This window comes from Plantibacter sp., assembly GCF_059073635.1.
Map to the genome: position 1 here is coordinate 285,408 of NZ_JCACOF010000009.1, position 22,271 is coordinate 307,678.

Sequence of the window (22,271 nt, forward strand, 5' to 3'; positions counted from 1 at the left end):
GACAGCGCTTCTCCGCACGCGTGCTCCTGCTTCGCGGTCGGCCCGCCGGAGCTGCCCTTCGACAGGCTCAGGGACCGGCGGTGCAGGCTCAGGGACCGGGGGAGGTGCGCCGGTTCTCGCTCTGGCCGAAGACGATCTCGGGTGTCCGCGTCTCGTGGAGTCCGGCGGGAAAACAAGAACGGCCGGAGCTTTCGCTCCGGCCGTTCGCCGTCTCAACACGGTGTGCGCGAAGGGGGACTTGAACCCCCACGCCCGTAAGGGCACTAGCACCTCAAGCTAGCGCGTCTGCCATTTCCGCCACCCGCGCGTGTTGTGATCGTGTCCGGCTTTCGCTGGGCACGAGAAGAAACTCTAGCACGGATTTCGACAGCCGTTCACCACCTCGTACCGCCAGACGAAGTTCCCGACGCCCTCCGGCCGTGCGCCGACCGAGCAGAACGGGGGAGAGGTGCAGCGGTCAGGGCCGACGGGTAGCGTGGAACCATGACCTCCGGCTCAGACGCATCCGACCTCACGCTCGACGAGACCACGCGGATCGCGCGGGACCTCATCCGCATGGACACGACGAATTACGGCGAGGGCCGCTCCAACGGCGAGACGGAGGCGGCCGAGTACGTCGAGGCGTACCTCCGCGACCTCGGACTGGAGCCGGAGCTGATCGACGCCGCTCCGGGCCGGACCAGCGTGGTCGCACGGGTCGCCGGTGCGAACCCCGAGAAGCCGGCGCTCGTCGTGCACGGGCACCTCGACGTGGTGCCCGCCGATCCTGCGAACTGGTCGGTGGACCCCTTCGGGGGCGAGATCAAGGACGGCCTGCTGTGGGGACGCGGGGCCGTCGACATGAAGAACATGGACGCGATGATCCTCGCGTCGCTCCGCGAGATCCTCGGCAGCGGCCGTCGGCCGGAACGCGACCTCGTGATCGCGATGTTCTCGGACGAGGAGAACGGCGGCGTGTTCGGCTCGCACCACCTCGTGACGGAACGACCGGAGCTCTTCGCCGGCGCGACCGAGGCGATCAGCGAGGTCGGCGGGTACTCGATCACGTTCGGCGGACGCCGCTCCTACCTCCTCCAGACCTCGGAGAAGGCCCTCGTCTGGATCAAACTGGTCGCGACCGGACGAGCGGCCCACGGATCCCGCTACGTGCAGGACAACGCCGTCACCCGCCTCGCGGAAGCGGTCGCGGCCATCGGACGCACCGAGTGGCCCGTCCGACTCACCGACACCACCGAGCAGCTGCTCCGGGAGATCGCCACCATCCTCGGGACCACGCCCGAACGGCTCGGCCCGGACGAGCTCGCCCTCGCGACGGGTACCGCCTCCGGCTTCATCCAGGCCTCGCTCCGCACGACGAGCAACCCGACCCTGCTGCAGGCCGGATACAAGCACAACGTGATCCCCGATCGCGCCGAGGCGCTCGTCGACATCCGCACCCTGCCCGGCGAGGAGGACGCCGTGCTCGCGCGCGTCGCGGAGATCGTCGGTGAGGACATCGAGATCGTCGTCATGCACCGCGACATCGGCCTCGAGACACCGTTCTCGGGTCCGCTCGTCGACGCGGTCGTCGAGACCCTCGGGCGCCATGACCCCGGCGCCCCGGTGCTCCCGTACATGCTCTCCGGCGGTACCGACAACAAGGCGCTCTCGCTCCTCGGCATCACCGGGTACGGCTTCGCTCCGCTGCGCCTGCCGGAACACCTGGACTTCCCCGCGATGTTCCACGGAGTCGACGAGCGCGTGCCGCTCGACGCGCTAGGGTTTGGCAAGCAGGTCCTCACGGACCTCCTCCTCGACTACTGACTTCCCACGGTCCGTCTCCGCGCCCTCCGAGCCGCGAGACGCTCCAGGAGCCGCCCCGCCGACGACTGCCGGATCCGGCCGAACACCAGCCATCCGGCTGCAGAAAGGTGCCCTGTGGACCTCATCAACGCCATCATCCTCGGACTCGTCCAGGGACTCACCGAGTTCCTGCCGATCTCGTCGAGCGCACACCTGCGCATCCTCGGCGAGTTCCTCCCGGGGGCGAAGGACCCTGGCGCGGCGTTCACCGCGATCACCCAGATCGGTACCGAGGCCGCCGTCGTGGTGTTCTTCTGGCGCGACATCGTCCGCATCATCTCCTCCTGGTGCAAGGCCCTCGTCGGCAAGATCCCGAGGGATGACGCCGACGCCCGCATGGGGTGGCTGATCATCATCGGCAGCGTCCCCATCGTCGTGCTCGGCCTGTTGTTCCAGGACGAGATCGAGACGACCTTCCGCTCACTGTGGATCGTCGCGATCATGCTCATCGTGTTCGGCATCCTGCTCGGTGTCGCCGACGCCGTCGGAGCGAAGAAGCGACGCCTGAAGAGCCTGACCTACCGCGACGGCGCGATCTTCGGAGGCGCCCAGGCCCTCGCCCTCATCCCCGGTGTCTCCCGCTCCGGCGGCACGATCACGGCGGGGCTGTTCATGGGCTACGAGCGCCGTGCTGCGGCGCGGTACGCCTTCCTGCTCGCGATCCCCGCGGTGTTCGGCAGCGGCTTCTACCAGGTCTTCAAGAGCATCGGCGAGCCGAGCCCGTACGGACCGGTCGAGACGCTCGTGGCCACGGTCATCGCGTTCGTCGTCGGCCTCGCGGTCATCGCCTTCTTCATGAGCTACATCTCGAAGCGCAGCTTCCTGCCCTTCGTCGTCTACCGCATCGTGCTCGGCGTCGTCCTGCTGGTGCTGCTCGGCACGGGCGTGATCAACGCGTGAGGGCCTGGTCCGCCCCGGTCGTCCCGCAGCTGCCCGGCTCCGGCACGGCCCCGTGTCTCTGGGACACCCCGAGCGCCGGGCTCATCGAGGCCTCCGCCGAACGCACGGCGCGGTTGTACGTCTGCGGCATCACGCCGTACGACGCGACCCACCTCGGCCACGCGTCGAGCTACCTCGCCTACGACACCCTGCAGCGCGTCTGGCTGGACGCCGGCTACGAGGTGCACTACGCCCAGAACGTCACCGATGTGGACGACCCGCTGCTCGAGCGGGCCACCGCGACCGGCGTCGACTGGGTCGAACTCGCAGCGAGCCAGGTCGAACTCTTCCGGAGCGACATGGAACGCCTCAGCATCCTTCCCCCCGAGGACTACGTCGCGGTCACCGAGGTCATCGGACCGATCGCCGACGCCGTCGCGCTACTCATCGAGCGCGGTGTCGCCTACACGGTCGCCACCCCGGACAGTGCCGCCGGAGACGACGTCTACTTCGACGTGCGCGCCGCGGCCGACGACGTCTGGCACCTCGGTGCGGAGAGCGGGCTCGACGAGGCGACGATGGCCGCGTTCTTCGCCGAGCGCGGGGGAGACCCCGACCGCGCCGGGAAACGCGACGCCTTCGATCCACTGCTCTGGCGGGCGGCGCGCGACGGCGAGCCGAGCTGGGAGTCACCCGTCGGCCAAGGACGCCCCGGTTGGCACATCGAGTGCTCGGTCATCGCCCTCCAGCACCTCGGATCCGACTTCACGGTCCAGGGTGGCGGCTCCGACCTCGTCTTCCCGCACCACGACCTGAGTGCCGGGCACGCCGCAGCGCTGTCCGGTCGCCCGCTCGCCAAGGTGTTCAGCCACGCCGGCATGGTCGCCTACGAGGGCACGAAGATGTCGAAGTCCCTCGGCAACCTCGTCCTCGTCTCACGCTTGGCCGCCGACGGAGCAGACCCCTCGGCCATCCGACTCGCGATCCTCGCGAACCACTACCGCAGCGACTGGGAGTGGCACGACGAGCACCTCGTCCTGGCCGATCGTCGGCTCGGGACCTGGCGTTCGGCCTTCGCGACGGACGCCGCGAGTGGAGCGTCCGCCGTCGAGCTGCTGCAGGCGATGCGGGTCCGACTGGCGGACGACCTCGACACCCCGGGTGCCATCGCACTCGTCGACGCCGCAGCGACGACCGGCGTCGACGACGCCGACCTCGCGCGGTCGGCCGTCGACGCGCTCCTCGGCGTGCGCTGAGCAGGACGGCGGCTCACCGGAGTCGCGCGACTGCGAAGGGACCGGGTTACTCGCGGTCCTTCCGCCAGGGCTCGTCGCCCTTGCCCTCGTCCCGACGGAGGTACCGCTCGAACTCCTTGGCGATGGCCTCGCCGCTCGCCTCGGGCGACTCGACGGTGTCGCGCGCCTGCTCCAGCTGCTGGATGTAGGCGGCCATGTCCTCGTCTTCGGCGGCGAGCGTGTCGATCCCGCTCTGCCACTCGCCGGACTCCTCGACGAGGGCTCCGCGGGGGATGACGACGTCGATGAGCTCCTCGAGCTTGTCGATCAGCGCCAGGACGGCTTTCGGGGAGGGCGCGCTGTGCACGTAGTGGGGGACCGAGGCCCAGACCGACAGACTCTGGACGCCCTGCCGCTCGGCGGCGTCGGCCAGCACGCTGAGGATGCCGACCGGCCCTTCGTACGTGCTGCGCTCGAGCTGCAGGGCCTGCCGCAGCTCCGCGTTCTCGCTCGACGCGAAGACCGAGATGGGTCGCGTGTGCGGGACGTCGGCGAGCATCGCACCGAGCATCACCATGCCGGTGATGCGCTGCTCGGTGATCACGGCGAGGATCTCGTCGACGAACGCCTTCCAGCCGCGGGAGGGCTCGGCGCCGAGCAACACGTAGACGTTGTCGCCGCCGCCCTCGCTGACCCGGAGCGCGGCGTCCTCCGCCAGAGGGGTCGCGGGCTTCGCCGCTTCGGGGTCGGGCCCCGAGATCGTGGTACCGGGCCAGGTCAGGGACCGTTTGCCGTCCTCGTCGACGCCGACCGTCGGCCGGTTGAACTGGTAGTCGTAGTAGGGCTCCGGGTCGATCTCGAGCAGCGGGCGGAGGGCGAGCGAGTCGCGAAGCACGCGCACCGCGCCGCTCGCCGCCTCGCCGGCATCGTTCCAACCCTCGAACGCCACGACGAGCAGGCGACCGCCCAGCGGCTCCTTGGTGTCTTCCGTCACGTCTCACTCCTCGGTGCACGGGGACCTTCCGCGACCATCCATCCAGGATAGGCGCTTCACCACCCGGTAGCATGGCACCCCGTGACCACTCTCCTCCCTGCCGCAGTCCTCTGGGACATGGACGGCACCGTCGTCGACACCGAGCCCTACTGGATGGAGGCCGAGACCGAGCTGGTCGCGGCCCACGGTGGCACCTGGACCCATGAGGACGGCCTCCTGCTCGTCGGGAACGGCCTCTGGGACTCCGCCGCCGTCCTCCAGGGCCGCGGCGTCGCGCTGGACGCGGACACGATCGTCGCCCACCTCACGGACCACGTCCGGCGCCTCATCCAGGAACGCGGCGTCCCGTTCCGTCCCGGCGCCCAGGAGCTGCTCCGCGAGCTCCGGGAGGCCGGCGTGCCGACCGCGCTCGTCACCATGTCGATCCGGTCCATGGCCGAGGACATCGCGAGCGGCATCCCGTTCGACGCGTTCGACCTCATCGTCGCCGGCGACGAGGTCGAGCAGCCCAAGCCCCATCCGGACCCCTACCTCAGGGCCGCCGAGGCACTCGGCGTCGACCCGCGCGAGTGCATCGCGATCGAGGACTCCGCCACCGGTCTCGCGTCCGCGCTCGCGGCTGGGACCATCGCCGTGTCGGTCCCGCACATCGTGCCGATCCCCGAGGGCCCGCACCACACCACCTGGGACACCCTCGCCGGGCGCTCCGTCGCCGACCTCGCCGAGCTGCGCTCGACCGCGAGCGGCTCCACCCACCACCCCGAGACAGAGGCAGCACAGCGATGAGCGCGAACCACCAGCCGGCGAACAGCGGCCCCTTCCGCGAGGGCGACCGCGTCCAGCTGACCGGACCGAAGGGGCGGAAGAACACCATCACGCTGGAGGCCGGCAAGGTCTTCCACACGCACCGCGGGATGATCGAGCACACCACGATCATCGGCCTGCCGGACGGCAGCGTCGTCGCCAACACCGAGGGCATCGAGCACCTCGCGCTCCGGCCGCTGCTGGTCGACTTCGTGATGTCGATGCCTCGCGGTGCCGCCATCATCTACCCGAAGGACGCGGCCGAGATCATCGGCCAGGCGGACATCTTCCCCGGCGCGACGGTCGTCGAGGCCGGTGTCGGTTCCGGCGCGCTCTCCCTCTGGCTCCTCCGGGCCATCGGACCGTCGGGCAGGTTGGCCTCCTTCGAGCGTCGGGACGAGTTCGCCGACGTCGCCCGCGGCAACGTCGCGACCTTCTTCGGCTACGACCCGCAGAACTGGTCGGTCACGGTCGGCGACCTCCAGGAGACCCTGCCCGACACGATGCCCGCCGAATCCGTCGACCGCGTGGTGCTCGACATGCTCGCACCGTGGGAGTGCCTCGACGTCGCGTGGGAGGCGCTGAAGCCCGGTGGAGTGATCCTCTGCTACGTCGCCACCGTCACCCAGCTGTCCCGGGTCGCCGAGGCGATCCGCGGGACGGGCGGCTTCACGAACCCGCAGTCGAACGAGACGATGATGCGCGGGTGGCACGTCGAGGGACTCGCCGTGCGACCGGACCACCGGATGATCGGACACACGGGCTTCCTCATCACCGCGCGGAAGCTCGCACCCGGCACGGTCCTGCCCGAGCTGAAGCGACGCGCCTCGAAGAGCGACTTCAGCGCCGAGGACGTCGAGCTGTGGACACCGGGCGCCCTCGGGGAACGCTCCGCGAGCGCGAAGATCCTGCGGAAGCGTGCCAGGAGCGCCGGGGCGAGCGCCGAGCTCTCCCGGGCGCGGGGCCTCGACGGCGAGAGTGCGGGGCCCGACGAGTCGATCGAACCGTCCGCCGCTGAGCCGCCGCTCGGCGACGATCGTTGACCCCGGTTCACGTCGACTAAACTGTGCGACGGCGACCTGCCGTCCCACCCGTACCACCGAAACGAGGATCCGTGCGCACTGCACCAGCTCTCATCGCCGCAGCAGGCCTCCTGCTCGTCTCCCTCACCGGGTGCACCGCGCCGGGCTCGGCCTCGTGCGACACCGCGGCGTCCGCCGGCGACGCGACGAAGCTCATCAGCGTGTCGGGTGACTTCGGCGCCACCCCGAAGGTGGAGCTCCCGAAGCCGCTGTACACGAAGACGACGGAGCGCCAGGTCGTGATCCAGGGCGACGGTCAGCAGGTCTCGGCCGACGGCACCGTCAACCTCAACCTGATGCTCCTCAACGGACGCACGGGCGACGTCCTGCAGCAGACGGACTTCAACGGGCCCGCGAGCACCCTCATCGCCCTGTCCGGAAGCCTCCCCGGCTTCGCGAAGGCGTTCGCCTGCACGACGGTCGGATCCCGTGTCGTCGCGGCGATCTCACCCGAGGACGCGTTCGGCCCGAGCGGTGGCAGCGAGGCGAACGGCATCAAGAAGGACGACGCGATCATCCTCGTCGCCGACATCCAGGGTGCGGCGCTGCCCAAGGCCGACGGTGCCGAGCGCCCGATCCCGTCAGGGTTCCCCTCCGTCGTGACCGCTCCGAGTGGTCAGCCCGGCATCACCATCCCGGCGGCCCCAGCACCGACCGAGACGAAGCACACCCTGTCCCGCGTCGGCGACGGTGCCACGGTCAAGGCCGGCGACCAGGTCATCGTCAACTACACCGGCGTGCTGTGGGATCAGAAGAGCGTCTTCGACAGCAGCTGGGAGAAGGGCCAGCCCCTCGTCTTCCAGGCCGACGGCGGTCAGATGATCAAGGCCTTCAACGACGCGGTCGTCGGCCAGCAGGTCGGCTCGCAGATCATCCTCGTGGTGGCGCCGAAGGACGGCTACGGCGAGCAGGGTTCGGGCAGCGTCCCGGCCGGCGCCACGCTCGTGTTCGTCATCGACGTGCTCGGCACGCAGCGCGCGGCGCAGTAACCGACACGCCTCGGATACGGCCCGTCCCACGCCCGCGTCGCGGGTGGGGGACGGGCCGTCCGTCGGTAGACTGGACCGGTGTCCTCAGCCCGCGAGTCCCCGAAGCCGGTCCCGGTGGAGGAGCGACTCTTCAGCCTCGTGCTCGCGCTCCTCGCCACGCAGACCGGCCTGACGAAGAACGAGATCCTGTCGACCGTCCAGGGGTACCGCCAGCAGTATTCGAGTGGCGGCGGCAACGCCAGCCTCGAGCGACAGTTCGAGCGCGACAAGGACAACATCCGCGAACTCGGCGTCCCGCTCGAGACGATCGAGCAGCCGGGTGAACCCGGCAACAACCAGTCGATGCGCTATCGGATCCCGAAGGGCGCCTACGAGCTCCCCACCGACGTCCGGTTCACCCCGGCGGAGCTGTCACTGCTGTCGCTCGCAGCCACCGTTTGGCGTGAGGGGTCGCTCTCCGGCCAGTCGCAGCGCGCGATGACGAAGTTGCGGTCGCTCGGCATCGAGCCCGACGAACCGATCATCGGATACGCGCCGAGACTCCGCACCCGGGAGGCCTCGTTCGAACCGCTCGACGCGGCGCTCGAACGTCGGTCCGTGGTCGCCTTCCCCTACCTGAAGCCCGGCGAGGCGCGGCCACGCGTCCGCACCGTCGCACCGTTGGCGCTCGTCCAGCACGAGGGTCGCTGGCACCTCTACGCGACCGACCGGACGGTGGACGAGCCCCGGACGTTCCTCCTGTCGCGGATCGTCGGTCCGGTCAAGCCGACGGGGGAGTCGTTCCCCGCCGACGACCGCGACCACGCCGCCGACGCGATCGACGGCCTGCGCCGCGTGTCCTCGTCGCAACGCGCCCTCGTCCGTGTCCGGCCCGGGACCGACGCCGCGGCCCGCCTCGGCAACCGCTACGGCGTCAGCGACACGGAGCGCACGGAACTCACCATCCCGTACCTCGACCACCACATCCTCGCCGACGAGCTCGCCGGGTTCGGCCCGGAGGTCGTCGTCCTCGACCCTCCGGCGCTCGTCGAGGCCGTGGCGTCCAGACTCGAGCTGGTCGTCGCCCGCCACCGCGCGACCGACGACGCACCCCACCCCGAGGAGACCGCCCGTGGCTAAGCGACCGGCGGCGCCCCGCGCCCAGGACAAGCTGATCTTCCTCCTCTCGCTCGTGCCGTACCTCATCGACCGCGAGCGGGTCACGGTCGACGAGGCCGCGCGGCACTTCGGTCTGTCCCCGCGCCAGATCCGAGAAGCGGTCGAGCTCTTGACGGTGTCCGGCGTGCCGGGCGACACCCGGCAGTACCTCGCCGGCGACCTCTTCGACATCGACTGGGGCAGCTTCGAGGAGGACGACGAGATCGTCCTCACCCACCGGGTCGCCCTCGACGACAGTCCTCGCTTCTCAGCCCGCGAGGCCTCGGCCCTCATCGCCGGCCTGCAGTCGCTCCAGCGCCTTCCCGAGTTCGTCGACAGCGACGTCATCGGCGGCGTGATGGCGAAGCTCGCCCGCGGGGCGTCGTCCGCACCGGGCCAGCTCGCGGTCACCGAGTCCTACTCAGCACACGCGGTCGGCATCATCCGGTCGGCTCTGGCCGCCGGCCACAGCGTCGCGTTCGACTACGTCGACGCGAGTGGGGCGACCGAGGCGAGACTGGTGGACCCGCTGCGTCTCGAGTCCCAGGATCAGGACTGGTATCTCTACGGGTGGTGCCACCTGCGCGAGGCGACGCGTCGCTTCCGTCTCGATCGGATGACCGAGCTGCGGGAGACCGACGCCGAGGTCGTGTTCCGCGAAGCGGACGTCGTCGTCCCGACCGCGTTGTTCGAGCCGAGCGACTCCGACCGCAACGTCACCGTGCTCGTCCGACGCTCGGTCCTGCCGCTCATCGACGACTACGTGGTCGCCGTCGACAGCGCGCCAGGCGGCTCCGCAGCCCGCGAGGACAGCGACGCCGAGGTGACCGCGACCCTACGCCTCGCGCACCATCACGGCCTCAAACGACTGGTCGCCGCACACCCCGGGCTCATCACCGTGCTCGGCCCGGCGGACGCGCGCGACGCGGTCGCCGATTGGGCGGCCGCCGGTCTCGCGCAGTACCGCACGACATCCGCGAGCTGACTCCCGAGACTCCCGGCAGCAGAGCGGGAGATGCAGGGTAGAGTGAGTGGACCTCGACCTCGAAGATCAGGAACGAAGACTATGTTCGGCAACGCATTCACCGGGTGGCACCTCGTCATCATCCTCCTCATCGTCCTGCTGCTGTTCGGAGCACCGAAGCTCCCGGGTCTCGCCCGCAGCGTCGGCCAGTCGATGCGGATCTTCAAGAGCGAGGTCAAGAGCATGCGCGACGACGAGCCCGCCTCGCCCGACGCGACGGGCACGGTTCCGCCCGCGAGTACGACGCCCGCCGACCCGACTCCGGCCGCGACGGCCCCGCAGAAGCCGACCGACCCGCCGGTCAAGCCGTAACCCTGAGGACCACCCGAGCCCGATGACGCCAGCACCTGGCCCCCGACGAGTGCGCCTCGAACACGCTGCTCAGGAACGGACGATGTCGCCGTGGCCCTGACCGAGAAGCGTCCCAAGAAACAGAACCGCGAAGGGCGGATGTCGCTCGGCGAGCACCTCGTCGAGTTGCGGAAGCGGCTGTTCTACTCCGCCATCGGCATCATCGTCGGCATGGTCGCGGGTTTCATCGCCTCCGAGTGGATCATCGAGGCGATGAGCGCCCCCATCCTCGTCATCGCCGACGATCGCGGGCAGGCGTTCCTGAACTTCACCAACGTCACGAGCGCGTTCGACCTGCGGATGAAGATCGCCCTCACCGCCGGCGTCGTCCTGTCCAGCCCGGTGTGGCTCTACCAGATCTGGGCGTTCCTCGTGCCCGGCCTGACGCGCAAGGAGCTGAAGTACGCGATCGGGTTCTTCGCGACCGCCGTGCCGCTGTTCCTCGCGGGCTGCTACGCGGGCTGGTTCGTGTTGCCGCACATCGTCGAGCTCATGCTCGGCTTCACCCCGACGGCGGCGGCCAACTTCCTCGACGCCACCACCTATTACGACTTCGTCCTGAAGCTGGTGCTCGCGGTCGGTGTCGCCTTCGTCCTGCCCGTGTTCCTCGTCCTGTTGAACTTCGTCGGCGTGCTCTCCGCAGCGGCGATCATCAAGGCGTGGCGGGTCGCGATCCTCGTCATCGTGCTCTTCACGGCCATCGCCACGCCCGCCGCCGACATCGTGTCGATGTTCGTCCTGGCGATCCCGATGGTCCTGTTGTACTTCGCGGCCTACGGCGTCGCCGTCCTCCACGACCGCAGTGCGGCCAAGCGGCAGCGACGCATCGACGCCGAACTCGGTAGCGCGGGGCTCGCATGAGCGACACCGCTTCCCCTGCCGAGCGGTATCGGGCAGCAGCGGTCCGGAACGCGACACCGAGGCTCCAGGAGTTCCGCGCGAGGCAGCGTTTCGACCTCGACGCGTTCCAACTCGAGGCGTGCGAGCGGATCGAGAACGGCAGCAGTGTCCTCGTCGCAGCACCGACGGGGGCCGGCAAGACCATCGTCGCCGAGTTCGCGATCGCCCTCGCCATGCACGGCGACCGCGGCAAGGTCTTCTACACCACGCCGATGAAGGCGCTCAGCAACCAGAAGTTCCAGGAGCTCACCGCCGAGTACGGGTCCGAGCACGTCGGCCTGCTCACGGGCGACACGAACGTGAACGGCAACGCCCGCATCGTCGTCATGACGACCGAGGTCCTCCGCAACATGCTGTACGCGGACTCCGACGCGCTGACCGATCTCGCCTTCGTCATCATGGACGAGGTGCACTACCTGGCGGACCGGTTCCGCGGAGCGGTGTGGGAGGAGGTCATCATCCACCTCCCGCAGGCCGTCCGGATGGTGTCGCTGAGCGCGACCGTGTCGAACGCCGAGGAGTTCGGTGACTGGCTGCAGGCCGTCCGCGGCGACACCGCCGTGATCGTGTCCGAGGAGCGCCCGGTGCCCCTCACCCAGCACGTGCTGATGCGGAACAAACTCATCGACCTGTTCGCCGCGCCGAGCCTCGCCGACACCCACCAGGTCAACCCGGAGCTCGTCCGCATGGCGCAGTTCGGTGGCCGTGCGCCGAACAGCCGTCAGTACAAGGACATCAGCCGCTACAACCAGCGCCGAGCCCCGCATCGGGCCGAGAAGCTCGACCGTGGGCATTTCGTCCAGATGCTCGACGACCACCACCTGCTCCCGGCGATCTTCTTCGTCTTCAGCCGTGTCGGGTGCGACCAGGCCGTCAAGCAGGTCCTCCGTTCCGGCATCAGGCTGACCGAGGCGCACGAACGCGACGAGATCCGCCAGATCGTCGACGAGCACTGCCGGACCCTGCTCGACGAGGACCTCGCCGTCCTCGGCTACTGGGAGTGGCTCGACGGTCTGGAGCGGGGCGTCGCCGCCCACCACGCCGGTCTCCTGCCGGCGTTCAAGGAGGTCGTCGAGGAGCTCTTCCGGCGGAAGCTCGTGAAGGTCGTCTTCGCGACCGAGACCCTCGCGCTCGGCATCAACATGCCGGCCAGGACGGTCGTCCTCGAGAAGCTCGAGAAGTTCAACGGTGAGGCACGCGTCCCGATCACCCCGGGGGAGTACACCCAGATCACCGGGCGTGCCGGACGCCGCGGCATCGACGTCGAGGGCCACGCCGTGATCCAGTGGACCGAGGGGCTGCACCCGCAGTCCGTCGCCTCGCTGGCCTCCCGACGCACCTACCCGCTCAACTCCAGCTTCCGCCCGACCTACAACATGGCGGTCAACCTGATCGACCAGTTCGGCCGTCAACGCACCCGTCAGATCCTCGAGTCGTCCTTCGCACAGTTCCAGGCGGACCGAGCCGTCGTCGGGATCGCCCGGAAGGTGCGCGAGCAGGAGTCGTCGCTCGCCGGCTACGAGAAGTCCATGGTCGTGCCACCTCGGGAACTTCGTCGAGTACGCGGGCATCCGCCGCGAGCTCACGGACCTCGAACGCAAGGGCGAACCGAACGGCTCGCGCGCGTCGAAGGACCGTCGCCAACGCAAGCTCGCCGAACTCCGCAAGCGGATGCGGGCTCACGCCTGCCACGTCTGCCCGCACCGCGAGGACCACGCTCGCTGGGCGGAACGATGGTTCAAGCTCAAGAAGCAGACCGACCAGCTGCGACAGCAGATCCAGACGCGGACGGGCGCGGTCGCGCGCGTGTTCGACCGGGTCGTCGACGTCCTGCTCGAGTACGAGTACCTGGCACGCGACGAGCACGGCGCGGTCGTCGTCGCGGCTCCCGGACGCACCTTGAAGCGCATCTACGGAGAACGGGACCTCCTCGTGGCGGAATGCCTGCGAACCGGTGCCTGGAACGACCTCGATGCCGCATCCCTCGCGGCGATGGCCGCCGCGATCGTGTACGAACCACGGCGTGAGGAGCAGAACACCCCGGAGCGCTTCCTGCCCCGCGGCCCGTTCCGCTCCGCGCTCGAACGGACGCAGGACCTCTGGAGTCGGCTCGACGACAGCGAACGGGAGCACCGCCTCCCGGGGAGCAACCCGATCTCGACCGGCCTCTCCCTCGCGATGCACCAGTGGGCCAAGGGTGCGAACCTCGACACGGTGCTCATCGAGGCGGAACTCGCCGCCGGCGACTTCGTGCGGTGGTGCAAGCAGACCATCGACCTGCTCGATCAGCTCCGCGTCGTCGACGGACCGGTGGGCCGTCATTCGCGTGAGGCGCTGGACTCGATCCGACGCGGCATCGTCGCGTACAGCTCGCTGTGAGGTCCCTGCACCGTCGGAGCGACCGGCTCCGACCGATCGACGCGCTGGTCGACCGTCGTCCGCCGCTCCCGCTCTGGCTCGCGGCCGTCGTGGCCATCGCCGCCGGCCCGGTCCTCGACGCCGGCTTCCCGGACCGCGGGGTCTGGCCCCTGACGTTCGTCGGCATCGCCCTCGTCCTCCTCACCCTCATGGGGCGCAGCGTCGGCGGTGCGCTCCTCGTCGGCTTCCTGGCGGGGGAGTCGTTCTACCTGATCCACATCGAGTGGGCGACCGCCTACCTGGGTCCCGTCCCGTGGGCGGCACTGTCGACGCTCGAGGCCATCTTCTTCGCGCTCGGAGCCGTGCTCATCACCCTGGCGTACCGCTGGGTGCCGCGCGCCTTCCCCGGGATCGGGGGACGCGTCTGGTTGACCGCCGCGGTCGTCGCCGCCCTGTGGACCGCGCGCGAGACGCTCGTGAGCACCTGGCCCTACGGCGGATTCCCGTGGGCGAGGATGGCGCTCAGCCAGTCCGAGAGCCCGTTCGCACCGCTCGTCGCCTGGGTCGGGTTCTCGGGGCTGTCGTTCCTCATGGTGCTGCTCGTGGCACTCGCCCTGCAGCTCGCGGCGACCGCGGAGCTCCCGACGGTCAGCCGGGTCGGGACCGCGGTCCTCGCGGTCATCGCGGTGCTCGTCGTGCCGGCATGGCCGACGGCGACGACCGGGAGCATGCGGGTGGCTGCCATCCAGGGCAACGGCCCCGCCGGCTACTTCGATGCCGCAGCACCCGGCACCGTCATGCAGACGCAGATCGACGAGACGCTGCAGGTGCTCGACGCGGACGTCGACGTCGTGGTCTGGCCCGAGGGCAGCGCAGACCTCGACCCGCAGCGGGTTCCCCAGTCGGCTGCGGCCCTCGACGCGTTGAGCCGTCGCATGGACGCACCGTTCGTCGTCGGTGCGATCTCCCAACGCGGCGACCGCTACTACAACTCGTCACTCCTCTGGGACGCCTCGGACGGCGTCCGCGACGTCTACGACAAGAAGCACCCGGTCCCGTTCGGTGAATACGTCCCGGACCGGAAGTTCTGGGAGCCGTTCGCACCCGACCTCATCGGCCTCATCCAGCGCGAGTACACCCCGGGTACGAAGGACAACGTCTTCGACATCGACGGCGTGCTCGCAGGGATCAGCATCTGCTTCGACATCGCCGACGACCAGCTCACCCGCGACGCGGTGGCGGGCGGCGCGCGGATCGTGTTCGCCCAGACCAACAACGCGGACTTCGGGCAGACGGACGAGAACCAGCAACAGCTGGCGATCGCACGGCTCCGGGCGATCGAGTCGGCTCGGTCCGTGGTGAACATCTCCACGGTGGGGACCAGCCAGATCATCGGGCCCGACGGCTCGACGATCGACAGCATCCCGGCTTTCCGTCCCGGGTCGATGGTCTCCGAGGTGCCGCTGACGGACACGGTCACGCCGTCGATGGCATTCGGTCACCAGCTCGAGATGTTCATCGGTGGCATGGGACTCGCCTCGCTGGTCCTCGCCGGGTTCGCCGCCAGGCCCCGGCGCGTCTCGAACCGTCCCCGGACATGACGATCGGCTGATCCGATACCGGATCAGCCGATCGAGGGGAGGCCTGTCAAGCGCTCGGTGTCACGCGCTCTTCTGCTGGCCGCGACGGGCGCGGAGATACGAGAGCCGCTCTTCGAGCAGCTCCTCGAGCTCATCGCGCGAGCGGCGCTCGAGCAGCATGTCCCAGTGGCTGCGGGGCGTCTTCACGTCACCGCGGTCGACGACGACGGGCTTCGAGTCGACGAGGAGGACGGCCTCCGCACCGCAGTGGCGGCACTCCCACAGTTCGGGGACTTCCGCATCGGCGGCGAAGGTCATGGTGGTCTCGCGCTCGCAACTCTGACACCGGTAGATGTGGTTGCTCCGCGCCGAGAATATGACGCCCTCTTCCGTTTGTAGACTCTGGGCGCCCAGGCGCATTCCGCGCAAACTGCGATCTGCCATTGTGTGGTCTCCTCTCGCTCGGCATCCACAGTTATAAACCCACAAGCTGGGTAAACTGTTCCGTTCACCCATCCGGCTCTCAGCTCCTGCCCAGCTGCAGACGACGCCAGCTGCGGCGAGCCGACCCGTCAGCGCGAGCGGACCAGCTCGAGCGCGAGATCACAACGGTCGGTGACGAGGCCGTCGACGCCGAGATCCAGCAGGCGTCGCATGTCGGCGGGGTCGTTGACCGTCCACACGTGCACCTCGACGCCGAGGGCGTGCATCTGTGCGAGGAGACGCTTCGTCACGACGGGCACGCCGCGGAACCGTTCGGGCACCTGGAGCGCCTGGACACCGTCGAGCGACCGGCGGAGTGCTCCGCGGAGCCCGAGGGCGGCTGCGGGGAGGACGCGGAGCAGGATCCGGGCCGACGCGGATGAGGCCACGGAGTCGGCACCGGCCTCCAGCCCCACGGCCCGCACGATCGCGGAACGTCTGCCCTCGTCGAAGGAGGTGACGAGCACCCGATCGGCGGCACCGGCGCCGACGATCGCGGCAGCCGCCGGTGCAGCCGCTGCCGCGGCCTTGATGTCGAGGTTGAAGCGTGCCCCGGGGAACTCGGCCAGCGCCTCCGACAACGTCGGGATGCGATCGCCGCCGAGGTCGATCCGCTGGAGTTCCGCGAGTTCGAGGTCGGCGATCGGTCTCGGATCGCCCGTGATGCGGCGCAGGGACGGGTCGTGGAAGAGGACGGCGTGTCCGTCGCGCGTGCAGTGCGCATCGGTCTCGACGTACTCGGCGCCGGCAGCCAGGGCACGGCGGAAGGACGACAGCGTGTTCTCGGGGACCCCCGGCCCGGCCAGCCCTCGATGGGCGAGGACCCGAGGACGGGCCGGACGGAAGTAGGGGAGGACCGCTGTCGTCACCGCGTGCTCAGCCCTCGGGCTGGACGGGGGTCGTCGGCGCCGGTGGCGTCTGGGGCGACGAGGCCGGCGCGGTGGTGAAGGAGGGCGCCTGCGCAGCTGCGGCCGCCGCCCGTGCCGTGGCCGCAGGGTCGCGGGTGTTCCCCGGCCCGAAGGCGGAGCCGATGCCCTTGAGCGCCTCGGTCAGTTCGCTCGGGATGACCCAGAGCTTGTTCGCCTGGCCTTCCGCGAGCTTCGGGAGCATCTGCAGGTACTGGTAGCCCAGGAGCTTCTCGTCGGGGTCGCCGTCGTGGATGGCCTTGAACACCGTCTGGATGGCGGACGCCTCACCCTGAGCACGGAGCACGGCTGCCTGGGCATCACCCTCGGCGCGGAGGATCTCGGCCTGCCGCGCACCCTCGGCCGTCAGGATCGCCGACTGCTTGGTTCCCTCAGCGGTGAGGATGAGGGCACGACGGTCGCGCTCGGCCCGCATCTGCTTCTCCATGGAGTCCTGGATGGAGAGCGGCGGGTCGATCGCCTTGAGCTCGACGCGTCCGACGCGGATGCCCCACTTACCGGTCGCCTCGTCGAGCACGATGCGGAGCTTGCTGTTGATCTCGTCGCGGCTCGTCAGCGCCTCCTCGAGGTTCAGCCCACCGACGACGTTTCGGAGCGTCGTCGTGGTCAGCTGCTCGACGGCTCCCAGGTAGTTCGCGATCTCGTACGTCGCGGCTCGCGCGTCGGTCACCTGGAAGTAGACGACCGTGTCGATCGAGACGACGAGGTTGTCCTCGGTGATCACCGGCTGCGGCGGGAAGGAGACGACGGTCTCGCGCAGATCGATGAGCGGCCGCAACCGGTCGATGAACGGGATGAGCAGGTTCAGACCCGGCAAGAGGGTCTTGTGGTACTTGCCGAGCCGCTCGACCACACCGGCGCTCGCCTGCGGGATGATGCGGATGGATCGGAACAGCACCACCAGCACGAAGATGACGACGATGGCCGCGATCACCCAGCCGATGATCGCTCCTGATGAGATGTCGTTCACGACTACTCCTTCTGCTCGCCCAGCGGTGCCGGGTGGGTTGGGACGGGGACGACGACGGCGGTGGCACCGTCGACGACGGACAGGACGATGCGCGTGCCGGGCTCGAGGGACGACGCGGGGGAGTCGTGCGGGGTCCTGGCGGTCCAGACCTCGCCGTTGCCGAGCTTCACCTGGCCACCGTGCGGGGTCACCGTCGAGAGCACGAGCCCCGGCATGCCGAGGAGCGCGTCGACGTTGCTCTTCGCCGGGTCCGCGCCGCGTTGCAGCGCTCGGAGCAGCGGCGGCCTGACGGCCAACAGGAGCAGGAGGGCGGCAGCGGCTGCGATGAGCAGCTGGAGCCACCACGGAGCGCCGAGGAGGCCGGAGAGCAGCCCGACGGTGCCGCCGAGCGCGAGCATGAGGAAGGTGAACTCGAGCGACAGGATCTCGATGATGACGAACACGAGGATCAGGACCAACCAGGCGATCCAGGCGTACTCGGTGATGACGTCCATGGTGCGGATTCCTCCCGGATCGGCTCTCGCGTCTGCCGCCTCGCAGTCCGGGGGAGCGCGAGACGGTGCGCCGGTCGGGTTCAACGCTATCAGCTGGGTGGACCGCCGAACCGGATCCGTCTGCCGGTTGTTGGTAAGGTCGTTGGCTGGAACCAGCCGCCGATGAGCGGCCCCAGATCTGAAGGAGCCCTCACGTGACGAACCCCCTGGCCGCCGGATCACTCTCCGGGAAGAACGTCCTCGTGACGGGCTCGTCCCGCGGCATCGGTGCCGACACCATCCGGTACTTCGCCGGTGCCGGCGCCAACGTCGTGATCAACTACCGGAACAAGGAGGCTCGCGCCGTCAAGCTCGCCGACGAAGTGCGAGCCCTCGGTGTGCAAGCCCTGGTGGTCGGAGCCGACCTCACCGACCCCACCTCGGTCGCCGCCATGTTCGCGACCACGAAGGCCGAACTCGGCGACCTCGACGTCCTGGTGCTGAACGCCTCCGGAGGGATGGAGAGCGGCATGGCCGAGGACTACGCCATGCAGCTCAACCGGGACGCACAGGTGAGCGTCGTCGAACACGCCCTCCCGCTGCTCCGCCCCGGCTCGCGGATCGTGTTCGTCACGAGCCACCAGGCGCACTTCATCCGGACCACGCCGACGATGCCCGAGTACGTCCCGGTCGCGACGTCCAAGCGCGCGGGCGAGGACGCGCTCCGCGCCAAGCAGGACCAGTTCGACGCGGCCGGTGTCGAGTTCGTGGTCGTCTCAGGCGACATGATCGAGGGGACCATCACCGCGACCCTCCTCGAACGCGCCAACCCCGGTGCGATCAGCTCCCGCAAGGAGTCGGCCGGTCGTCTCTACAACGTGGGCGAGTTCGCGGCCGAGGTCGCCTCGGCCGCCGTGGACCCGATCCCCGAGGACCACACCCGCTACGTGGGGGACACGAGCGACTTCATCGCCGAGTAGTCGACGATCCTGACACGACGACGAACGCCCGGTCCTTCGAGGGACCGGGCGTTCGTCGTCCTGCCACCCGGTGTCAGCCGGCGAGACCGGCCCGCTTCACCTGCTTGCCGAAGGTGATCGCCTGGATGATCTCGACGACGCCGGCCGCGATGAGGAAGAACGCGGTGACGAGCAGGAGGGTCACGGCGGCGAGCAGCGGGTTCGCGAGGACGAACACGCCTGCGACGACGCTGATGACGCCGTAGAGGATCGTGATCCACCGCGACACGTCGGGTGCCGAGTCGAACAGCGAGGCCACGCCCTCGACGATCCAGGAGACACCGATCACGAAGACGAGCGCGCCGATGCCGAGCAGCGGATCGATGAAGATGTAGACGCCGGCGGCCAGCAGCAGCACACCGAACACGATCGTGAGGACCCGCCAGAGTCCGCCGTGCTCCCGAGCGACGACGCCACGCGTGATGCGGGCGATCCCGGCGACCAGGAAGTAGACGGCGAAGATCCACGCGACGGCGACCAGCGAGGCCTTCGGCGCGACCAGCAGGAAGACACCCAAGAGGATCGTGAGGATCCCACCGACGGCGAAGGCCCATCGGACACCGGAGATCTGGCTCGCGGTCAGCTTGGCGGAGTTCAGCGTGTAGGTGGTGGTGGATGATTCGGACATGGTCGGCTCCTGACGGTGGACAGTGCGGCGCTCCCGAGCAGACCGGGTGCGTTCCACCAGTGTGACGCATTCACACAGGTGTTTCACAGCATGACCTTTCATGTCGCGCGGGTCCAGTGCCGATCGAGGCGAGACGCCGACGATGACGACGGATACGCTGATCGCCATGAGCGAGACGCCGATGCACACCAGGGCCGCCGACAGCCACGACGTCATCCGGGTCAGGGGTGCCCGCGAGCACAATCTGCGCGACGTCGACGTCGACCTCCCGAAGCGCCGCCTCACCGTGTTCACCGGTGTGTCCGGCTCGGGGAAGAGCTCACTCGTCTTCGGGACGATCGCCGCCGAGTCGCAGCGGATGATCAACGAGACCTACAGCGCGTTCGTCCAGGGCTTCATGCCGTCGCAGGCGCGGCCCGACGTCGACGTGCTCGAGGGACTCACCACGGCGATCATCGTCGACCAGGAGCGGATGGGCGCGAACTCACGTTCGACGGTGGGCACGGCGACGGACGCGAACACCATGCTGCGCATCCTCTTCAGTCGGATCGGAGACCCGTCCATCGGGTCTCCGCAGGCCTTCTCCTTCAACGTCGCCTCGATCAGCGGCGCCGGAGCGGTGACCATCGAGCGCGGGGGACAGAGCACGAAGGAACGGCGGAGCTTCTCGATCACCGGCGGCATGTGCCCTCGGTGCGAGGGGATGGGGACCGTGAACGACATCGACCGTTCCCAGCTCTACGACGCCACGAAGTCGCTCAACCAGGGTGCACTCACGATCCCCGGCTACACACCCGACGGCTGGGGCGTGCGGATCTTCACCGGATCCGGATTCCTCGACGCGGACAAGCCCATCCAGGACTACACGGAGCGGGAGCTCCACGACTTCCTCCACAAGGAGCCGGTGAAGGTCAAGGTCGGCGACATCAACATGACCTACGAGGGCCTGATCCCGAAGGTGCAGAAGTCGTTCCTCTCGAAGGACCGTGAGGCGATGCAGCCGCACATCCGCGCATTCGTCGACCGCGCCGTCACCTTCACCACGTGTCCGGCGTGTGAGGGGACCCGCCTGAGCGAGGGCGCACGGAGTTCGCGCATCGCCGGTCGGAACATCGCCGAACTGTGCGCGATGCAGATCAGCGACCTCGCGGCGTGGACCCGGGCGCTCGACGCACCGTCGGTGCGCCCACTCCTGACGGTCCTCCAGGAGACGCTGGACTCCTTCGTCGCCATCGGTTTGGGGTACCTGTCCCTCGACCGCACGACGGGCACCCTCTCTGGTGGGGAGGCGCAGCGGACGAAGATGATCCGCCATCTGGGGTCGTCGCTCACCGACGTGACCTACGTGTTCGACGAGCCGACCGTCGGACTGCACCCGCATGACATCCAGCGGATGAACGAACTGCTCCTGCGGCTCCGCGACAAGGGGAACACCGTCCTCGTGGTGGAGCACAAGCCGGAGACGATCACGATCGCCGACCACGTCGTCGACCTCGGCCCCGGAGCCGGGACCGGCGGGGGACAGGTGACGTTCCAGGGGAGTGTGGACGGCCTCCGAGCGAGCGACACCCTCACCGGGCGCCACTTCGACGACCGCGCCGCGCTCAAGCCGGCGCTGCGTCGACCGACCGGTGTCATCGAGATCCGCGGCGCCGACCGGCACAACCTGCAGGCCGTCGACGTCGACGTGCCGCTCGGCGTCCTCGTGGTCGTCACGGGTGTCGCCGGCTCGGGCAAGAGCTCCCTCATCCACGGCTCGGTCGCCGGGCGTGCCGGTGTGGTGACGGTCGACCAGAGCCCGATCCGCGGCTCGCGTCGCAGCAACCCGGCGACGTACACGGGTCTGCTCGAGCCCATCCGCAAGGCGTTCGCAAAGGCCAACGGGGTCAAGCCGGCGCTGTTCAGCTCGAACTCGGCGGGTGCCTGCCCGAACTGCAACGGCGCCGGGGTCGTCTTCACCGATCTCGGCGTCATGGCGAGCGTCTCGACCGTCTGCGAGGTGTGCGAGGGTCGCCGGTTCGATGCTTCCGTTCTGGAATATCAGTTGGGGGAGCGGGACATCAGCGAGGTGCTCGCGATGTCGGTGACGGAAGCCGAGGCCTTCTTCGCCGACGGGCCGGCCCGGACGCCAGCCGCGCACCTCATCCTGGCGCGACTCGCCGACGTCGGGCTCGGCTATCTCAGCCTCGGACAGCCGTTGACGACCCTGTCAGGAGGCGAACGACAGCGACTCAAACTGGCGACGCAGATGGCCGACTCGGGCGAGGTCTACATCCTGGACGAGCCGACGACGGGCCTGCACCTCGCCGACGTGGAGAACCTGCTCGGGCTCCTGGACCGGTTGGTGGACTCCGGCAAGTCGGTCATCGTCATCGAGCATCATCAGGCGGTCATGGCGCATGCGGACTGGATCATCGACCTCGGACCCGGCGCAGGTCACGACGGCGGACGTCTGGTGTTCACCGGGACGCCCGCAGCGCTCGTCGCCGATCGCTCGACGCTGACCGGAGAACATCTCGCTCGGTACATCGGCTCCTGACGCGCCCCGGTCGTCGCCGCGATCCTCAGGTCGGTGATGCAGGCGGACGTGACCCGAT

Annotated in this window: 19 protein-coding genes, 1 tRNA gene and 1 pseudogene; 14 read left to right on the top strand and 7 right to left on the bottom strand. The window is 69.2% G+C overall.

Translation table 11 applies throughout. The annotated features are described in order from the left end of the window. Positions 1 to 223 precede the first annotated feature (223 nt). Positions 224 to 307, bottom strand: a tRNA-Leu gene (locus AC5JOC_RS11330). A gap of 176 nt (positions 308 to 483) precedes the next feature. Between AC5JOC_RS11330 and AC5JOC_RS11335 the strand changes: the two genes are divergently transcribed. The 3 genes from AC5JOC_RS11335 to mshC all read left to right on the top strand — a co-directional run bounded on the left by AC5JOC_RS11335 (position 484) and on the right by mshC (position 3,977). Next, positions 484 to 1,803 carry a M20/M25/M40 family metallo-hydrolase gene (locus AC5JOC_RS11335; RefSeq protein WP_085510930.1) on the top strand — a complete coding sequence of 440 codons (1,320 nt, stop codon included), beginning with the start codon at positions 484 to 486 and terminating at the stop codon, positions 1,801 to 1,803. A gap of 114 nt (positions 1,804 to 1,917) precedes the next feature. Beyond that, positions 1,918 to 2,742 carry an undecaprenyl-diphosphate phosphatase gene (locus AC5JOC_RS11340; protein WP_079705981.1) on the top strand — a complete coding sequence of 275 codons (825 nt, stop codon included), beginning with the start codon at positions 1,918 to 1,920 and terminating at the stop codon, positions 2,740 to 2,742. After that, complete coding sequence (mshC, locus tag AC5JOC_RS11345) at positions 2,739 to 3,977, top strand: cysteine--1-D-myo-inosityl 2-amino-2-deoxy-alpha-D-glucopyranoside ligase (protein WP_124769378.1); 1,239 nt, start codon at positions 2,739 to 2,741, stop codon at positions 3,975 to 3,977. The genes AC5JOC_RS11340 and mshC overlap by 4 nt, the downstream gene beginning before the upstream one ends. 46 nt (positions 3,978 to 4,023) lie before the next feature. On the opposite strand, the gene AC5JOC_RS11350 is transcribed toward mshC, so the two are convergent. Further along, entirely contained in the window at positions 4,024 to 4,950 is a 927-nt protein-coding gene (locus tag AC5JOC_RS11350; RefSeq protein ID WP_064296958.1) for a PAC2 family protein, read from the bottom strand. 81 nt (positions 4,951 to 5,031) lie between these two features. Between AC5JOC_RS11350 and AC5JOC_RS11355 the strand changes: the two genes are divergently transcribed. From AC5JOC_RS11355 to lnt, 9 genes and pseudogenes are all read left to right on the top strand, one after another. After that, a complete protein-coding gene (locus tag AC5JOC_RS11355; protein ID WP_494246446.1) occupies positions 5,032 to 5,736 on the top strand; it encodes an HAD family hydrolase in 705 nt (234 codons plus the stop codon). Next, positions 5,733 to 6,797: a tRNA (adenine-N1)-methyltransferase gene (locus tag AC5JOC_RS11360; protein ID WP_274499964.1), complete on the top strand. Its 1,065-nt coding sequence runs from the start codon at positions 5,733 to 5,735 to the stop codon at positions 6,795 to 6,797. The genes AC5JOC_RS11355 and AC5JOC_RS11360 overlap by 4 nt, the downstream gene beginning before the upstream one ends. Positions 6,798 to 6,868: 71 nt before the next feature. Continuing rightward, a complete protein-coding gene (locus tag AC5JOC_RS11365; RefSeq protein ID WP_124769380.1) occupies positions 6,869 to 7,825 on the top strand; it encodes an FKBP-type peptidyl-prolyl cis-trans isomerase in 957 nt (318 codons plus the stop codon). Between the two features lie 78 nt (positions 7,826 to 7,903). After that, positions 7,904 to 8,944, top strand: coding sequence for a helix-turn-helix transcriptional regulator (locus tag AC5JOC_RS11370; RefSeq protein ID WP_079705985.1), 1,041 nt, complete (start codon positions 7,904 to 7,906; stop codon positions 8,942 to 8,944). After that, a complete protein-coding gene (locus tag AC5JOC_RS11375; RefSeq protein WP_079705986.1) occupies positions 8,937 to 9,947 on the top strand; it encodes a helix-turn-helix transcriptional regulator in 1,011 nt (336 codons plus the stop codon). Before AC5JOC_RS11370 ends, AC5JOC_RS11375 begins: the two co-directional genes overlap by 8 nt. 81 nt (positions 9,948 to 10,028) lie before the next feature. After that, positions 10,029 to 10,298: a Sec-independent protein translocase subunit TatA gene (tatA, locus tag AC5JOC_RS11380; RefSeq protein WP_079705987.1), complete on the top strand. Its 270-nt coding sequence runs from the start codon at positions 10,029 to 10,031 to the stop codon at positions 10,296 to 10,298. A gap of 138 nt (positions 10,299 to 10,436) precedes the next feature. Next, the gene (gene tatC, locus AC5JOC_RS11385; protein WP_071260381.1) at positions 10,437 to 11,198 is read left to right on the top strand and encodes a twin-arginine translocase subunit TatC; all 762 of its coding nucleotides are present in this window, start codon (positions 10,437 to 10,439) and stop codon (positions 11,196 to 11,198) included. Further along, a pseudogene (locus tag AC5JOC_RS11390) lies at positions 11,195 to 13,616 on the top strand (DEAD/DEAH box helicase). The gene tatC and the pseudogene AC5JOC_RS11390 overlap by 4 nt, the downstream one beginning before the upstream one ends. Continuing rightward, a complete protein-coding gene (gene lnt / locus AC5JOC_RS11395; RefSeq protein ID WP_494246447.1) occupies positions 13,613 to 15,196 on the top strand; it encodes an apolipoprotein N-acyltransferase in 1,584 nt (527 codons plus the stop codon). Before AC5JOC_RS11390 ends, lnt begins: the two are co-directional and overlap by 4 nt. A 60-nt stretch (positions 15,197 to 15,256) precedes the next feature. Here lnt and AC5JOC_RS11400 read toward each other — a convergent pair whose 3' ends face one another. The 4 genes from AC5JOC_RS11400 to AC5JOC_RS11415 form a co-directional block, all read right to left on the bottom strand. Continuing rightward, the gene (locus AC5JOC_RS11400) at positions 15,257 to 15,619 is read right to left on the bottom strand and encodes an RNA polymerase-binding protein RbpA (protein ID WP_064296965.1); all 363 of its coding nucleotides are present in this window, start codon (positions 15,617 to 15,619) and stop codon (positions 15,257 to 15,259) included. Positions 15,620 to 15,747: 128 nt separating this feature from the next. After that, positions 15,748 to 16,527, bottom strand: a complete 780-nt coding sequence (locus tag AC5JOC_RS11405; RefSeq protein WP_494246448.1) for a glycerophosphodiester phosphodiesterase family protein — start codon at positions 16,525 to 16,527, stop codon at positions 15,748 to 15,750. 7 nt (positions 16,528 to 16,534) lie between these two features. Beyond that, a complete protein-coding gene (locus AC5JOC_RS11410) occupies positions 16,535 to 17,554 on the bottom strand; it encodes an SPFH domain-containing protein (RefSeq protein ID WP_085510939.1) in 1,020 nt (339 codons plus the stop codon). A 2-nt stretch (positions 17,555 to 17,556) separates the two neighbouring features. Further along, complete coding sequence (locus AC5JOC_RS11415; protein ID WP_064296968.1) at positions 17,557 to 18,048, bottom strand: NfeD family protein; 492 nt, start codon at positions 18,046 to 18,048, stop codon at positions 17,557 to 17,559. 194 nt (positions 18,049 to 18,242) lie between these two features. On the opposite strand from AC5JOC_RS11415, the gene AC5JOC_RS11420 reads away from it, so the two are divergent. After that, entirely contained in the window at positions 18,243 to 19,007 is a 765-nt protein-coding gene (locus AC5JOC_RS11420) for an SDR family oxidoreductase (RefSeq protein ID WP_079705991.1), read from the top strand. A 73-nt stretch (positions 19,008 to 19,080) separates the two neighbouring features. Here AC5JOC_RS11420 and AC5JOC_RS11425 read toward each other — a convergent pair whose 3' ends face one another. Continuing rightward, positions 19,081 to 19,674 carry an HdeD family acid-resistance protein gene (locus AC5JOC_RS11425; RefSeq protein ID WP_164486949.1) on the bottom strand — a complete coding sequence of 198 codons (594 nt, stop codon included), beginning with the start codon at positions 19,672 to 19,674 and terminating at the stop codon, positions 19,081 to 19,083. A 166-nt stretch (positions 19,675 to 19,840) separates the two neighbouring features. On the opposite strand from AC5JOC_RS11425, the gene AC5JOC_RS11430 reads away from it, so the two are divergent. After that, on the top strand, positions 19,841 to 22,213 hold the full coding sequence (locus tag AC5JOC_RS11430) for an ATP-binding cassette domain-containing protein (RefSeq protein WP_494246449.1): 2,373 nt from the start codon (positions 19,841 to 19,843) through the stop codon (positions 22,211 to 22,213). Positions 22,214 to 22,271 lie beyond the last annotated feature (58 nt).